The organism is Sphingomonas sp. OV641, from assembly GCF_900109205.1.
In the GTDB taxonomy this organism is placed as follows: Bacteria; Pseudomonadota; Alphaproteobacteria; order Sphingomonadales; family Sphingomonadaceae; genus Sphingomonas.
Genome location: NZ_FNZB01000006.1, coordinates 17,316 through 32,063, shown reverse-complemented (window position 1 = coordinate 32,063; position 14,748 = coordinate 17,316). Strand labels below are relative to the sequence as shown.

The following is a 14,748-nucleotide window of genomic DNA, read 5'->3' as shown; positions in this document are numbered from 1 at the left end:
GCGTGACGGACGCCTGAGCCCTTTTCCAGGAGCGCACTCCCATGATTCCCGCCACCATCGCGACCGCGGTCGCCCCCGAGACGATCGCCAAGGTCACGCGCCTGTTCAACAATACCGCGTTCGACGTCATCTGCGAACTCCTCCAGAACGCGCGCCGCGCCGGTGCGACCGGCGTCGCGCTCGCGCTGAACGGCGCCGGCGCCGAGCACTTCCTGCACATCACCGATGACGGCCACGGCATCGCCGATCCGGTGAGCATCGTCACGCTCGGCCGCTCGGGCTGGTCCGACGAGACGCGCCGCGCCGAAGATCCCGCCGGCATGGGCGTGTTCAGCCTCGCAGGCCGCGACGTCATCATCCGCTCCTTCTCGAAACCCGACCGCCAGGGCTGGATGGCGCATATCCCGGCCTCGGCGTGGGAGACGAGCCGCCCGATCGCGATCGAACCCGATCCGATCATGCGCGGCACCGCGATCACCGTGCGCGTGCCCGACGAGTGGCTGAAGACGCTCGAGCGCGACGTGGCCCGCGCCGCCAAACATTATCCGGTTCCCGTGACCTGGAACGGCGCGGTCCTTCCGCAGGAGGACTGGCTGAAGGACGCGGTCCATGTCGAGGAATGGTACGGCGTGCGCATCGGCGTGTTCCAGAAACACCCCTCGCATTATTCCTCGCGCGACGGACGCCTCAACTTCCACGGGCTGACCATCCCGTGCGACCTGCCGTATGTTCAGGAAGTCGACCGGGGCGGCCACTGGATCGCGCGGGTCGACATCTTCGACGCGCCGCAAATCCAGCTCGTCCTCCCGGCGCGCAAGGAAGTGGTCGAGAACACCGGCATCGCCGCCCTGCGCGATGCGGTCCGGCTCGCGATCTACCGCGCGATCGAGGCCGCGGGGACGCACCGGCTGTCGGCGCATGACTGGCGCGAGGCGCGCTCGCTCGGTATCGCACTACCCGAAGCCGAGCCCTATCTGTTCGCATGGACCGCCTATGCGGCCGACAGCTCGCGCAACTACGAGAGCGGCGCACGCGTGACCGACACCGGCATGGTGCTGATGCCCGACTTCGATGCGCTGATCGGCCAACCCGCGCAGGCGGCGATCGCGAAGCATAATCCGTTCGGTGGTCCGCTGGTCGAGGCCCAGGACGCGTTCAAGGGCTATGGCTGGTACGATATCCTCGCCCGTGTCGAGGATATGCGGTTCCGCGTCACCCAGGGCGACCGCACCTTCATCGTCTCCGACAGCCGCGAAGCGCCCGCCGAGGCGGAAAACGGTTGGGTCGAGGCTATCACGCTCGAGGCGACGATGAGCCACGCCGGCGCATTCATCGAGGTATCGACCGACGCGGATGTCGCCTTCGCACCCGACCAATGGTCGTGCAACTCGGTCGACGAGACGTCCGTCTTCGTCCGCCGGGGCAGCGAAATCACCGCGCTCGGCGTCGCCGACATCCTCGAAAGCGCGATCTTCTATGCCAGCGACGACAGCGATGCCGACAGCTACGATACGCAGCTCGAGCGCTTCCAGGCCGATGCCGCCGAACGAATCATCGGCCTGCTCGAAGGCGACGATGCCGCGCTTGAGAACCGCATTCGCGACAAGCTGGCGGGGCATTATTTCCTCGTCCCCGAGGACCGGACGGTCACCGTCGTCATCAATCGCGACCGGCTCGACGTGACGATCACGCCCCGCGCGGTTCCCGCCGCGCCCAAGGCCGCGGCGGAGGACGCGTGACATGGCGCGCTACAACCACGCCTACACGCTCGCCTTCAGCCTCGTCTCGAACGACGACAAGGGCCACGACGTCGATGCGCGCCAGCTGAAGGCGGCGCTGCTCGCACGGATCGAGAATCTCGACGAGGAGGGTAGCTGGATCGAGTCTGCCGGTGCGCCCTATGACACCTATCTAGAACCGGAGGAGGCGCCATGACCGGCGCGCCAGTTCCGGTCGTGCCGCTGGCGCCGCCGCCACCAGTGGTGCTGGCCTACGGCATCGGCGTCGACAGCACCGCGCTGCTGATCGAGAAGCACGCGCGCGGCGAAGCGCCTGACCTCGTGCTGACCGCCGATACCTCGGTCGAGAAACCGGCGACCTACGAATATCTCGACGTGATCCGGCCCTGGATGCGCGACCGCGGTATCCGTTTCGAGCTGGTCAGCTATGTCCCGAAGCGATTCAAGCACTGGCCGCCCTATTACGGCATCCTCGAGATGTGCCTGACCAATGCCACGCTGCCGAGCAAGTCGCTCGGCGGATCGAGTTGCAGCCTCAAATACAAGAAGGCGCCGCAGGACAAATTCCTGTCGACCTGGCAACCAGCGGTCGACGCTTGGGCGCGCGGGCAGCGCGTCGTTCGCCTGATCGGCTATGACGCCGGACCGCGCGACACCGCGCGCGCCAACCATGCGCTGTCGATCGACGATCCGCTGTACGACTGCGAGTACCCCTTGCGCGAATGGCGATGGGACCGGCCCGACTGCGTCGCCCGCATCCAGGCCGAGGGTCTGCCGGTGCCACCCAAATCGGCGTGCTGGCTGTGCATCGCCAACCATCCGAGCGAAATCCGCGGCCTCCCGCAATGGTGCCTGCGACTCATCGTGCTGGTCGAGGCACGCGCCGCCCCGCGACTGCACACGGTCGAGGGCCTGTGGCGCAGATCGACCCGCGCGCGCCCGGGATCGATGACCGCCTTCATCCGCGACGAGCACCTCCTGCCGGCTGACGAGATCGACCGGATCATCCGCGATGCGCCGCTCGACCTCATCCGGTTCCAGGATGTCGCGGCCGTCATCCCGCTCGGCGAGCGCCCGACGATGGGCGACTGGCTCGACCGCTTCCATGCGGCCTTTCCCGAACGAGGCCGGGGACGAAGCGACGCGCTCGCCGCCTGAAGTCCCCGCCACCATCGCTATCGACCAAACGGAGGATCATCACATGATTTCGACCGCCACCGAAACGCGCCTCGAAGCCGTGGCCCGGCTCAACGACCGTTGCCGCCAGGGGTTCGACCGCACCGCGAAGATCGTCATGACGCGCGCGTGCCTCGGCGCGCTGTCGAACGGTACACTTGCCTCGGAAGCCGTTGCTCAGGCGCATGTCCTGCAGGCGCTGCGCCGCTACACTTTCCCGGCCGACTGCCCCGAGCGAGATCGCGGCCAGTTCGAAGTGTCGGGGGAGACGATACACTTCCGTATCGATTATTATGACGTGGCGCTGGAATGGGGATCGGAAGACCCCGCCGACGCCAGCATCACGCGCCGCGTTCTCACGCTCATGCTGCACGAGGATATGTGATGTCTGCTGTCAGGATGACCGCCAGCTATCCGCTAGCTGGCAGCTAGACGATGGCGATCCAAATCATCCTCGGCCTGCCGCATCTCGCAAACGGGCCTATCCTTCAGCGCGCGGTCATGCTGCAAGCGCCGGTGCTGATCTCGGCCAATTGTCTGTCGCGCTGGCGCAAGGCCGATGGCTGGCGCGAGTGGTCGGGATGGCGCACCGGCACGCTTGCCAATGCGGCACCGCTCGCCAGTGTCGACCTAGATTCCGCCGGTTACACCATGATGGTCCGCTATCGCGGACTTCCCTGGAGCATCGCCGATTACATGGCACTCGCCGCGTCATGGCCGTTCCGGCGCATCTCGTCGGCCGATTACTGCTGCGAAGAGGGCGTTGCCCACGACCGCGAGGAAGTGCTCGACCGCATCGCGCGCACCACCGCCACCAACCGAGAATGCTTTGCCCGCGCCGACGACTTGGCCATCCGCGACCGGCTGATGCCCGTGCTGCAGGGCCGCGTGCCCGACGACTACGTCCGTTCACTCGACGCGATCGGCGGTCTGATCCTGCCCGGCACCGTCGTCGGCATCGGCAGCATGTGCCGGCGACCGATCCACGGTCCCGAAGGGCTGATCGCCGTCGTCGAGCGGCTGACCCGCATCCTGCCGATCGGCGTCAAGGCGCACCTCTTCGGGGTGAAAGGCGATGCCCTGCCGTACCTCACGCCGTTCGCACGCTGGATCGCCTCGATAGACAGCCAGGGATGGGGCGTAGGCGTGCGACAGCACGCGCTCAGGCATCGCATCGCCAAGACGGACGCGCTCGGCGCCGACTTCATGGAACGCTGGTATCGCACGCAATGCGCGCGAACGCTCGAAACACCGCGACACCTGCCCGAGGCCGCGGCGTCTACTCCACCGCCACCAACCGCCGACCCCTGGGAACGCGCGATCGCGCAGGCTCGCGCCGAGATCCGCGCCCTGATCGAGAGCGGCGATCTTGATCACGATGAGATCACCACCGGATGGATCGAGACCTGGGCGGCCGAGATCTACGCCGACGCGGCCTGACGGAGGTAACCATGCTCACCGACCGCTCCCAGCGCTGGCGCGACCGGCGCAGCTTGTTCGTTGCCGGCGACAGCGTGATCGACCCGCGCCGCTACGCCGTCGATGTCGTCGCCCATGATACTGCCCGCGCATTCCTCGCCGACCATCATTACCTCCCGCGCTATCCCGCCGCCCAGCTCGCCTGCGGGCTGTTCGGTCCGGGCGACCCGGGCAGATCCGCGTTGGTCGGTCTCATCGTGTTCGGCGTGCCGGCGACCGGCGCGGTCATCACCCGGCACACCGGCTATGCCGATCCCGCTCGGGGCTGCGTACTGCAACGGCTCATCTGCCTGCCCTCGGTCGCCGCGAACGGCGAAAGCTTCTTCACGTCGCGCGCCTTCCGCCTCTTGCGCCTCGCCAAGCCCCGGATCGACGCTGTCGTCAGCTTCTCCGATCCCGCCTTCGGCCATTGCGGCGTCGTCTATGCCGCGCTGTCGGGCGCCTATCGCGGCCGCACGAGGCCGCGGACGGTGCTGCGCATCGCCGGCGAGACGATCTCGGAGAGAACGCTGTCGAAGATCCGCAACCTCGAATCCGGCCATGCCGGGGCGATCGACCAGCTGGTGCGGCTCGGTGCGCCGAGGCCGGAGGCGCACGAACACCCCGCCGACTGGCTCGCGCGGCTCCGTGCCGACAATCTGCTCCGCCCGCACCGGCAAAGCCCGCTGTTCACCTATTGCTTCGAGCTGACGCGCGACGCCCGGCGCACCGCGCGCGATCTGCCCCGGCTTGCCTATCCGCGCCGGAGCGACGCGATCCGCGAAATCCTCGCGGCATGATCCCCGCGCCAGCGGCGCGAGGGAAGGGGAGCGGGAGCGGGCGGCATGTCACCGACATGCCGGAAGGAGCACCGCCCGTGGATATCCATCTCGCCATCGCCAGCGTCCAGGCCGACGCTGCCCGCATCGCGCGCTACACCGATCGACGCGACCGTTTCCTCGATGCGCTGGACTGGTCCGCGCTCGACGAACAGACCGCGCGCGAGGCCGCGATGCTCGACGATCTGCTCGCCGGCGATCTCGCCGACGCCACGCTCTACATCCTCTGGCTGGAAGAACGCCTCGCCAGCGGCGAAACCGATGTTCCAGGCGTTCTTCGCTTCTACCCGCACCCGCGCCCCTGGCACGCCGAGTGGATCTCGCTGCACTGACCCTGAAAGGATCGCCATGAGCCGCCACCAGTTTCCCGGTATCGAACCCGGCACCAGCGTCAGCATCGGGTGGGACCGCCCGCTTGGCACCTTCTTCGTCCAGGTGCTGCGCCCGCACCCGCATCTCACGGGTGAGGACGAAACCGTCGCATGGCATGGCGCGCACCCCGGCGAGCTGACCACAGCGGCCGCCGCGGTCACCATCGCCTCACGCTGGGCCGATCTTCCCGCCGATCTCGCGATCACGCTCGAGACCGACCGGCTGATGACCCTCGGCCAGTCCGATGGCGAGGCGCAGATCGCCATCAAGCGCCGCTTCTTCGGCGACTGAGTACCCGACAAGAAAGGGGAGGGGGATGGGGCGCGTCGATCAATGACGATCGACGGAGAGCCCCATGCCATATTTTATCGATCTCGGTGCCGGTCCCGCCGAGGAGGATTGCGCGCAACTCGGCCAGTCGCCCAACTTCGACAGCCTCAACCGCCTCGAAATCGCGGTCTACAAGTCCGCGCTGATCGCACGCTACGGCCCGCCGCCCCCGGGATGCCGCCTCGCCGGCCTGTCCAACCAACACGATTTCGGTCGCTATGTCGAACTCGTCCTCCATATCGAGAACGAGCTCGACGAGGCCGTCGCCGACTATGCGACACGCGTCGAGGAGGGACTCGCCACCTGGCGCGAGGCGGGCTTCACCGCGCCGGTCGAGTATAACGGCGAGACGCCCACCATCGTCCATGCCGATCCGGCCGATGCCGTCATCAGCGCGCTGCTGATTACCCGGCCCGGGCCGAACGGTCTTTTCCCGATCCCGGATTTCGCGGTCCTGCACGGCAATCTCACGCAGGCTTACCCCGCCGAGGCCGCGGCCGCCAACGCGCGTCTCGCCGAGGCCGCGGACGCCTGAGCGCGACCGCACAGAGCGATTTCCCATCATTTCGGAGCATTCCCATGGCGAACACCTACACCAAGGCCGCGTTCACGCTGACCATGAGCCACGCCGACGCGGCGTTGCTAACCATTGCCGAACAGGCAGTCGATATCCTCGACACCAACGGCGACGATGCCGACCTCGCCCACGAATATGACGCGCTCGATCCCGCGTTTCACGCCGTGTTCCCGGCGAAGGGGCCGATGAAGTTCGAAAGCTTCCTCGAGATATTCGACGATTGGCATTTCCCTTATCTCGACTGCGCGATCGACATCGACTGGAAAGGCGAAGACGGGAACGCGCGCGTATTCTTCAGCGGCGATCAATTCGGCGTCGAACAGGTCGCCCAGCTCATCTTCCGCGCTTGCAAGTCCGCGCTCCCCTGCGGGTTCGCATGGATCTCCGACTGCGACCGGCTGCGCCCCGGCGAGTTCGGAGGCGGCTGCGTCATCATTACCGACGCGGGGCTGACGTTCCACAGCACCCAGGACATCCTCGATCGCGCCGCGCGCAGCGCCGCAGCCGATCCCGACACCCATGGTCACGAGGGTCGCTTCGGTTTCGTGCTCGCCTCGCGCGACCAGAACGGCCACGCCGTCTTCTGGAACAACGACGACGGCTTCGGGGCACTCGCCAGCGCGACCGTGTTCTCGAAAGCCGAGGCCCGCGCACACGATCCGGTCATCGCCAACGACGAACCCGAGTGGCTGGCGCTGCCAGCGCCGCTCGCGGCCTGAACGGCCATGTTCATCGACATCGGACGCGGCCTGGTCGCCGGCCTTCCGGCCCTCGCCCTGCCGCCCGCCATCCTCGACGCGGTCGAACGCGGCGCATGGATCGTCTTCAACCTCTCGGGCGGCAAGGACAGCTCGGCCGCGATGTTCGCGGTCAACCTGATCCTCGATGCGCTCGGCCATCCGCGCGAGCGGCGTATCGCCATTCACGCCGACCTCGGCCGTGCCGAATGGGACGAAACGCCCGCCACGGTCGAGGATCTCGCGACCCGCGCCGGCGTGCCGCTGACGATCGTCCGGCGCAGCGCCGGGGACCTGTTCGACCGCTGGGCCACGCGCTTCGCCAACGGCAAGGCGCGCTACGAGGCGCTCGAAACCTACAATCTGATCGGCCCCTGGTCATCCTCCGCGCTGCGCTTTTGCACGTCGGAGATGAAGGCCCATGTGATCGGGCCGCATCTGGCGCGGCTGCTGCGCGGTCAGATTGTCATCAACGTGCTGGGGCTGCGCCGCGACGAGAGCATCGCGCGAGCGAGCACCCCCGAATGGAAAGCGGACACCCGCTACGCCGCCGCCGGCAATCCCCACGGGACCGCGATGATGCTGTGGAACCCGATCGCACACTGGACGACGCCGCAGGTCTTCGCCGCGCACGATACGCTCGGCATCCCGCTGCACGTCGCCTACACCTGCTACCAATCGTCACGACTGTCGTGCCGCTTTTGCGTCCTTCAATCGCTCGGCGACGCCCAGGCATCGGCTTCGGCACCGGCGAACCGTCCCGCGCTGCTCCACCTGGTCGGCCTCGAGGCGACCTCAACCTTCTCGTTCCAGCCCGCACGCTGGCTCGCCGACGTCGCACCGCGTCACATACCGGGTAATTTGAGGAACCGGATTTCCCTCGCCAAGGCCGATGCCGCCGAGCGGCGACGGCTCGAAGCCGCGATGCCGCCCGACCTGCGCTACGTCAAAGGCTGGCCGCCGCGCATTCCCACCATCGAGGAGGCCGGCATCATCGCCGCGTCCCGCGCACCGATCCTCTCGCGGCACGGTCTCGCCGATCTCTATCCCAATGCCGGCGCGGTGCGAGACCGCTTTTCCGACCTGATCGCGCTGAAGCGTGCCGCCTGATCCAGAGCAAGGAGCTTTCATCATGCCCGATATCACCGATCTCCCCGTCATGACGCGCGCCGACGCGATCGCCGCGGGCTTCGCCGGCTACAACGACGTGCCGCACAAACCAATCGACGTGCCCGACGGCGCGTTCACGATCACGGCGAAGACCAGCGAGGGTCGCCGCGTCACCTTCTGCTTTCTCGAATCCACTTATGGTGGCCCGCCCCGCTTCATCGACATCCAGTTCCACGACCGCGGCACCACGATCCCCAACGCCGATAACGGGGTATCACCCACCTTCAACGCGTTCGCGATCACGCGTGGCGGCAAGTTCGTCGCCGACAGTCGACCGCTCGACGAAGAGATCAAGCCCTCGATCCTCGTGCTGATGCTCGACAAGGCCGGGGAAGAACCCGCGCGATCCGCGACCAACCCGGCGCCGATGTCGGACATTGACCTCGCTGCGCTGCTGACACGCGCGGCCGAAGTCGTGGCTGCGCCCGACAGCCGGATCGCGTCGCATCGCAACACGCTTGCCGGCCAGCTCATCGCCGAGGCCGCGATCAGGCGGGCGCGCCCGTCATGACCACCCCCTCGCGCAGCGACGGGATGCACGTCGCCCATACCGCAACGGGCTGGGTCGTGTTCGACAACAGCTTGTCACACCCCTCTCGCCTCTCGGGCGCCTATCCGTCGCGCGCCGCGGCGACCGCCCGCAAGCGGGCGCTCGCGCGTGCGCTGCGCCACCAGCGTCCCGACGAAGCACCGGACGTCTGAGGAAGGGGAAGGGGGACCGGCTGTTATGAACCGGGAGGATCATCCGACCCGGTGACAACCGGAGCCGACCCCATGCGCAGCATCCTCGCCTTCTACGAAATCGACCGTGCCTGGGGCGGCCCCGAGGAAGGGGGATGGTGGTACGACACCGGCACCTTCGTCCGCGTGATCGCCCTCCATTACCACGACGAGGCCGCGATCGCGGCGATGCGCCGCGCCAACCGGCTGCTCGAGCGCCTGCAGCGGCATCGCCCGCCGGTGGATTCGGCTGCCTACACCGGCGGACGCTTCCGCGCCTTCAGCTTCTCCGGCCTCCCGCCCACGCGGTTTCCCGCACGTCGCCCGGAATATTCCTGACCCAGCAGAAAGGGACCAGCCCATGTATCGCGTCCATTATTTCGACACCAGCGAGGCCGCGCATGACGCCTGTCTCGATGACGGTCCCTGCATCGAGAAAGGAGACGTTCTCGCCATCCTGTCGGAAGGCGTGATCGGCCTCGCCTCGACCGATCCGATCGCCGTTACCCTCGACCCCGGCGCGCTGAGGATTGTCCGCCCGATGGCGATGGACACGCTACTGACGGAACTCGTTCACGACGCCTGCCAGATCCGCCGCGCGGTCGCGATCGCCCTGCTACACCACCTGCCCGTGCAGCCGCATTTCCTCGCCTTCGTCGCGCCGGCGCTGCCCTATCCCTATCCGCAGACCGTCGTCGCGCTCTCGTTCGACGATATCATGCTGACGATCGATGCGATCGACCACCGTATCACGGCGCTCGAACGCCGGTTGGGGACACTCGAATCCGACAGCGCGCACGCCTTCTTCCTGCAACGCTCGATCGATCATCTGTCGGCCGCCCGGAAGCGCCTCATGCGACATCCGCGACCGCCTCGCTGAACGGCACGGCATCGCCTCGCGACGATGCCGGCACCGGCTGCGCCGGAAGGAGAGAGGGACCGGATCGGCATCCTGGACATGGGGTCCGGGCATTTTGCCGAAAGGTCACGATCATGTGCATCGATCCCAACGCCGAGCCCGTCGCCTTCGCGCTCGACACCAAACTCTGCCACCTCCTCCCCACGCTGACCGAGCCGCACCGCGAGGCCATCGCCCAGGATCTGGCGCGCACCGCCATCTTCATGGCGACCGCGATGGCGGCCGACATGGCGCAGGACGCCGTGAACGGCCTCGTGCCGATCCCGAAGATGCCGTCGCTCGGCAAGCCGCCCGCACCCGCGCTGGTCCCACAGGCGCAAACGCCGCGCGATACCGTGCTGCTGACCCCCGCGGTCGCGCCCGTCGTCACGATCAAGGCCAAAACGACCGACGTCACCGTCGCCGGCTTAGACCAGCGTCACGGCTACACCTTCGGGATCGACAACAAATCCGACCGGCTGATCGACATCCGCCACGCCGGCAAATGCTGGTGCATCGATCCGAGCGACGAGGCGACCGACGTCGTCAGCCGCGCGATCGGCGCGCTCGCCGCGGCACACGCCGATATCGGCACCGCCCTGACCGACAAGATCGGCCGATGATCGGCAGGCCCGGTCCGCGTCCCGCACGATCCACCGTCCGCGTGAAGACGCGGTCGGTGAGGGGCGCTCATCGCGCCCTGCCCGGCCGAAGGGCCGGGGAGGGGAGGAGGATTGAAGATCGGTGTCGAGGACATCGGGTCCAGCACGACATCAGGAGACGTTACGATGAACATCGGTCAGATCAAGCAGAACGACGCGGGCATTTTCATGGGCCGCATTTCCACACTCGCCGTCGCGATGACGATCGCACTGAAGCCCGTCCAGTCGTCCAACCCGCGCGCGCCGCGCTACGAGATCCACGCGCTCACCCCGGGCCGGACGTGGGTGCAGGTCGGGGCGTTCTTCGAACTCACCTCGAACAACACCGGCGAGGCGTTCCTCAACGGTCGCATCGACGATCCGTCGCTCGCCGCGCCGCTGCAGGTCTCGGCCTTCCGCCAGGACGACGGCTCGTACAACGTCGTCTGGCAGCGCGCCCAGAAGCGCCGCGACGTCGGTGCCGCGCTCGGCGTCAAGGCGGATGACGATCTGTCGCCGCCGTTCGGCGCCGATGGCGGCCCGGTCGACAACGGTCCCGGCCCCGATGCGGCCGCCACCGACACCGGACTGGGCGAAACCACCGCCCCGGTCGAGGAGCCGGTCGGCAAGGGCCGCGGTCGCCGCCAGCGCGTCGCCGAGGACGCCTGATCCACCCCCGGTGCCGTGCACTCCCTCACGGCACCGCATGGCGCACGGGCGCGCCCCCTTTCGCTCCCGCACGCCGAAACTCGGGGCGACGCCGGCACACGGCGTCGCCCTTTTTTTGCTTCATGGGCTCCAGTCCCGATTCAACACCGTATCGGATCGATAATTTAGCTATTCCTTCGCTTTATCGCCCTATAAGCACAGGTTATCGCAGTTCGAACCTGGGCCACGCTCAAGGGAAGGGGGTGCTGAATGGATAGCCGGGCGAATGGTGATGACACCGCTCGCGGGACCGGCTCGTCCACTTCATCCCGAGGTCCCGACATGGCCGACCGCGTTTCCGTCTCCATTACGATCGGAGGGAAACTTCCCGCCGATCGACTGCCCGAACTGTACAAACTCGCCGATTTCTACGGCCTCTCGACCGAATGGGGGGGAGAACCGCTTGAATCCGTTACATCCGGCGAACCCCTGCGCCTCCATGCTCACGAGGTCCAGGACGGCAATATCGAGGATATCGAGGACTTCTGCTGCACCAACGACCTTCCGTTCAGGACGTGGTCGGGAGGCTCGCCCGGGTCGTTCTCGCCCGAAGTTCGGGTCTGGCCAGGTCATGGTCCGCGCGCGATATTCTCGGCCGACGACAACGAAAGCGTCGTGCTGACGCTTCAGGAATACAATGCTCTAGGTGACCTCGCCGCGATCGGTGAGCACTTCCGGTTGGGTGGCTTCAAACCGCCTGCGCTCTCCATCGTCCCGGGAAAGCCTGAGACCGATAGCTAACAGCGCCATCGGCGCATCCTCCTGACCTAGCCCGATCCGCGTCCCGCACGCACCACCGTCCGCGTGAAGAACGCGGTCGGTGAGGGGCGCTCATCGCGCCCTGCCCGGCCGAAGGGCCGGGGAGGGGAGGAGGATTGAAGATCGGTGTCGAGGACATGGGGTCCAGCACGACATCAGGAGACACGTCATGAACATCGGTCAGATCAAGCAGAACGACGCGGGCATCTTCATGGGCCGCATTTCCACCCTCGCGGTCGCGATGACGATCGCGCTGAAGCCGGTCCAGTCGTCCAATCCGCGCGCCCCGCGCTACGAGATCCATGCGCTCACCCCGGGCCGGACGTGGGTGCAGGTCGGGGCGTTCTTCGAACTCACCTCCAACAACACCGGCGAGGCGTTCCTCAACGGCCGCATCGACGATCCGTCGCTCGCCGCGCCGCTCCAGGTCTCGGCCTTCCGCCAGGACGACGGCTCGTACAACGTCGTGTGGCAGCGCGCCCAGAAGCGCCGCGACGTCGGTGCCGCGCTCGGGGTCAAGGCGGACGATGGCGAACCCGCGCTGCCTTTCACCGCCGATGGCCGTGACGTGGCGACCTCGGGCGCAGGCGATGACACCGGAGACGGGCTGGGTGCCAGCACCGCGCCGGTCGACGAGAGGGTCTGACCGGCATCGGGCGGCGCTGACGCGTCGCCCGTATCGCCACCTCGACGGGGATCGCTTCATCGCCGAAGCGGTCCCTGTTGCCGTTAGTGCCTGTTGCAGCCGCGCGGTCCGTGGTGTACGGATTATCTTCCGTTTTACGGAAGATACGGATTCCCATGTAACAGAAAGATGGCCGTTACAACATTGGCAGGACCAGATGAGGGTCCCATCCTGGACGGACGCAGGGCTTAATCGATCCCCGGCCGCGTAACGAAAGATGAGGGAAACCATGACCCCTACAATCGAAAAGGCCAGATCGACCGACGTGTCGAAGCGGTTCGGCTTCTATTACGACGAGGCGATGACGCATCCGATCGCGATCGAGCGCAACGGCGCTGCCCGCGTGGTCATGCTACCCGCCTCCGAGTTCGAACGCTTGTCCCGCCTCGATCACCTCGCGCTCTCGCCGCAGGAGTTGAGCGATGAAGCCATCCACGCCATCAGGACCGCGACGCCCAGCGCCGGGTCCGTCCAGAACGATCAGTACGTCGATTGAACCGCAAGCCGGTGACCTGATCTGGTATTTCTACCTCTGGCGGCATGAACATAACCGGGGCGACGAGGACGGCTCGAAACTCCGCCCCTGCATGGTGGTTGGCAGCTATCGCTCAGCCGGAAGGCTCCGTGTCCTGATGGTGCCACTGACGACGCGCGATTATTCACCGGCTGCATCCGTCCCTCTGCCGCCGCGATTCATTGAGGCCTTCGGCCTCGATGACCGATCACGCATCGTGTGGGACGACGTGAACGATTTCGCATGGGTCGGACCCGACGTTCGCGCCGGTAACGACGGTAGCACCATCATCGCCGAGGTGCCGAGCCGCATCGTACAACGTGTCGCGGCGCTGATCGTCGAGCATCGGATCACCCCCACCCGGCGAACCGAGTAGGCGATCGATCCTCGCCAACCCGAAGGACGACGCCCGCAGACGCCGCCCGATTCGCTGACCGGACGGATAGATCATCACAATCGGCGATGATCTCGCAGCCGGGCGGCGCGTAAAGCCGTCGCTGTCCTGCCAGCGGGTATCGGCAGGCGTTTAACCCCGATGGCGATGAGGACGCCCAGGTCCGATGCGGTTGCCGGCGATCGCCCTGGCGAGGGTCGGCCGTCGGGCGACCTTGCGGCATCCGGTCTCCTTGCCGGTGCGTCGTCGCCCGGGCGCGGCCGTCCTTGTCGAGCTTCGGAGCGGCACCACGTCGGTCAGCGAGCGACGCTGGCGGCACGCCTGCCTTCGCGCCGGGTCGTTCGGGGGTACGGGTCAGGCGACCGACATGAGCGGTTCACGAGGTTTGTCCATGGCAATGCCTGCGGGAACCTTGGGCTGATCGACGGCCCATCCGCCGTTTCGTGTCACCTGCGCCGCGCCCCGGGGCCTCGCAACCCCTTTGGCAGGGCCGTGTTGCCGCGCTTCGCGCGGCTGCCCGCACCACCCCTGCAAAAGGGGTTCCCCTCCGGTCGACCAGGCCCGCCGCCTGCGCGCCGGCCCAGCTCGCCCTCCGGTGCGACGCCCCGAACCGCGACGCCCTTCAGGTGACACCGGCGGACGGACCGCCGACCAACCCAAGGAGGCAATGCCATGAACAACGTGAACCTCGTCGGCCGCCTGACCCGCACCCCCGAACTGCGCGAAGTCAATCGCGCCACCAGCGTCGCGACCATCTTCGTGGCGACCGATCGCCCGAAGCTCAACAAGGACGGCCACACCTACAAAGGCGACGACGGCTTCACCGTCAAGGAGACCGAATACCACAAGGTCACCTGCTTCAACGGCCTCGCCAAGGCGATCGCCGGCAACCGCAAGAAGGGCGACCTCATCGCCATCGAGGGACGCCTGCACTACACCCGCTGGCAGGACAGCGACGGCAACGACCGCTACGGCTGCGAGATCATCGCCGATCGCGCCGAGTTCTACTGACCGGCCAGCGAACCGGGCGG

22 protein-coding genes are annotated in these 14,748 nt (G+C 67.1%); all 22 read left to right on the top strand.

What is annotated here, in order from left to right; all coding sequences use genetic code 11:
- Positions 1–41: 41 nt before the first annotated feature.
- The 22 genes from BMX36_RS18210 to BMX36_RS18105 all read left to right on the top strand — a co-directional run bounded on the left by BMX36_RS18210 (position 42) and on the right by BMX36_RS18105 (position 14,728).
- Complete coding sequence (locus BMX36_RS18210) at positions 42–1,739, top strand: ATP-binding protein (protein ID WP_062126492.1); 1,698 nt, start codon at positions 42–44, stop codon at positions 1,737–1,739.
- Position 1,740: 1 nt separating this feature from the next.
- Complete coding sequence (locus BMX36_RS18205; RefSeq protein WP_062126497.1) at positions 1,741–1,935, top strand: hypothetical protein; 195 nt, start codon at positions 1,741–1,743, stop codon at positions 1,933–1,935.
- Positions 1,932–2,897 carry a hypothetical protein gene (locus BMX36_RS18200; protein ID WP_062126500.1) on the top strand — a complete coding sequence of 322 codons (966 nt, stop codon included), beginning with the start codon at positions 1,932–1,934 and terminating at the stop codon, positions 2,895–2,897. Before BMX36_RS18205 ends, BMX36_RS18200 begins: the two co-directional genes overlap by 4 nt.
- Positions 2,898–2,940: 43 nt before the next feature.
- Entirely contained in the window at positions 2,941–3,300 is a 360-nt protein-coding gene (locus tag BMX36_RS18195) for a DUF3768 domain-containing protein (RefSeq protein WP_093067899.1), read from the top strand.
- A gap of 50 nt (positions 3,301–3,350) precedes the next feature.
- Positions 3,351–4,355 carry a deazapurine DNA modification protein DpdA family protein gene (locus tag BMX36_RS18190; RefSeq protein WP_093067870.1) on the top strand — a complete coding sequence of 335 codons (1,005 nt, stop codon included), beginning with the start codon at positions 3,351–3,353 and terminating at the stop codon, positions 4,353–4,355.
- A gap of 11 nt (positions 4,356–4,366) precedes the next feature.
- Complete coding sequence (locus BMX36_RS18185) at positions 4,367–5,173, top strand: Mom family adenine methylcarbamoylation protein (RefSeq protein ID WP_010409084.1); 807 nt, start codon at positions 4,367–4,369, stop codon at positions 5,171–5,173.
- Positions 5,174–5,250: 77 nt separating this feature from the next.
- Positions 5,251–5,544 carry a hypothetical protein gene (locus tag BMX36_RS18180; protein WP_093067897.1) on the top strand — a complete coding sequence of 98 codons (294 nt, stop codon included), beginning with the start codon at positions 5,251–5,253 and terminating at the stop codon, positions 5,542–5,544.
- Positions 5,545–5,560: 16 nt separating this feature from the next.
- Positions 5,561–5,875, top strand: coding sequence for a hypothetical protein (locus tag BMX36_RS18175; RefSeq protein WP_010409090.1), 315 nt, complete (start codon positions 5,561–5,563; stop codon positions 5,873–5,875).
- Between the two features lie 64 nt (positions 5,876–5,939).
- Positions 5,940–6,449, top strand: coding sequence for a hypothetical protein (locus BMX36_RS18170; protein WP_093067867.1), 510 nt, complete (start codon positions 5,940–5,942; stop codon positions 6,447–6,449).
- Positions 6,450–6,493: 44 nt separating this feature from the next.
- Complete coding sequence (locus BMX36_RS18165) at positions 6,494–7,210, top strand: hypothetical protein (RefSeq protein WP_037447337.1); 717 nt, start codon at positions 6,494–6,496, stop codon at positions 7,208–7,210.
- Between the two features lie 6 nt (positions 7,211–7,216).
- Positions 7,217–8,338, top strand: coding sequence for a phosphoadenosine phosphosulfate reductase domain-containing protein (locus BMX36_RS18160; protein WP_093067865.1), 1,122 nt, complete (start codon positions 7,217–7,219; stop codon positions 8,336–8,338).
- A 22-nt stretch (positions 8,339–8,360) separates the two neighbouring features.
- A complete protein-coding gene (locus BMX36_RS18155; protein WP_035386550.1) occupies positions 8,361–8,909 on the top strand; it encodes a hypothetical protein in 549 nt (182 codons plus the stop codon).
- Complete coding sequence (locus tag BMX36_RS18150; RefSeq protein ID WP_010409103.1) at positions 8,906–9,100, top strand: hypothetical protein; 195 nt, start codon at positions 8,906–8,908, stop codon at positions 9,098–9,100. Before BMX36_RS18155 ends, BMX36_RS18150 begins: the two co-directional genes overlap by 4 nt.
- Before the next feature lie 72 nt (positions 9,101–9,172).
- Positions 9,173–9,457: a hypothetical protein gene (locus tag BMX36_RS18145; protein WP_093067862.1), complete on the top strand. Its 285-nt coding sequence runs from the start codon at positions 9,173–9,175 to the stop codon at positions 9,455–9,457.
- 22 nt (positions 9,458–9,479) lie between these two features.
- A complete protein-coding gene (locus tag BMX36_RS18140) occupies positions 9,480–9,998 on the top strand; it encodes a hypothetical protein (protein WP_016510723.1) in 519 nt (172 codons plus the stop codon).
- 113 nt (positions 9,999–10,111) lie between these two features.
- Complete coding sequence (locus BMX36_RS18135; protein ID WP_197419142.1) at positions 10,112–10,639, top strand: hypothetical protein; 528 nt, start codon at positions 10,112–10,114, stop codon at positions 10,637–10,639.
- A 111-nt stretch (positions 10,640–10,750) separates the two neighbouring features.
- Positions 10,751–11,326 carry a DUF736 domain-containing protein gene (locus BMX36_RS18130; protein ID WP_322788197.1) on the top strand — a complete coding sequence of 192 codons (576 nt, stop codon included), beginning with the start codon at positions 10,751–10,753 and terminating at the stop codon, positions 11,324–11,326.
- Between the two features lie 321 nt (positions 11,327–11,647).
- A complete protein-coding gene (locus BMX36_RS18125; protein ID WP_093067859.1) occupies positions 11,648–12,106 on the top strand; it encodes a hypothetical protein in 459 nt (152 codons plus the stop codon).
- A gap of 187 nt (positions 12,107–12,293) precedes the next feature.
- Positions 12,294–12,770: a DUF736 domain-containing protein gene (locus tag BMX36_RS18120; RefSeq protein WP_024310589.1), complete on the top strand. Its 477-nt coding sequence runs from the start codon at positions 12,294–12,296 to the stop codon at positions 12,768–12,770.
- 268 nt (positions 12,771–13,038) lie between these two features.
- Complete coding sequence (locus BMX36_RS18115) at positions 13,039–13,305, top strand: type II toxin-antitoxin system Phd/YefM family antitoxin (RefSeq protein ID WP_010409116.1); 267 nt, start codon at positions 13,039–13,041, stop codon at positions 13,303–13,305.
- Between the two features lie 136 nt (positions 13,306–13,441).
- Positions 13,442–13,699 (top strand): hypothetical protein, encoded by a 258-nt coding sequence (locus BMX36_RS18110; protein WP_010409119.1) that lies wholly within the window; start codon positions 13,442–13,444, stop codon positions 13,697–13,699.
- Positions 13,700–14,389: 690 nt separating this feature from the next.
- Positions 14,390–14,728: a single-stranded DNA-binding protein gene (locus tag BMX36_RS18105; protein WP_010409121.1), complete on the top strand. Its 339-nt coding sequence runs from the start codon at positions 14,390–14,392 to the stop codon at positions 14,726–14,728.
- The last annotated feature ends 20 nt before the right edge of the window (positions 14,729–14,748 follow it).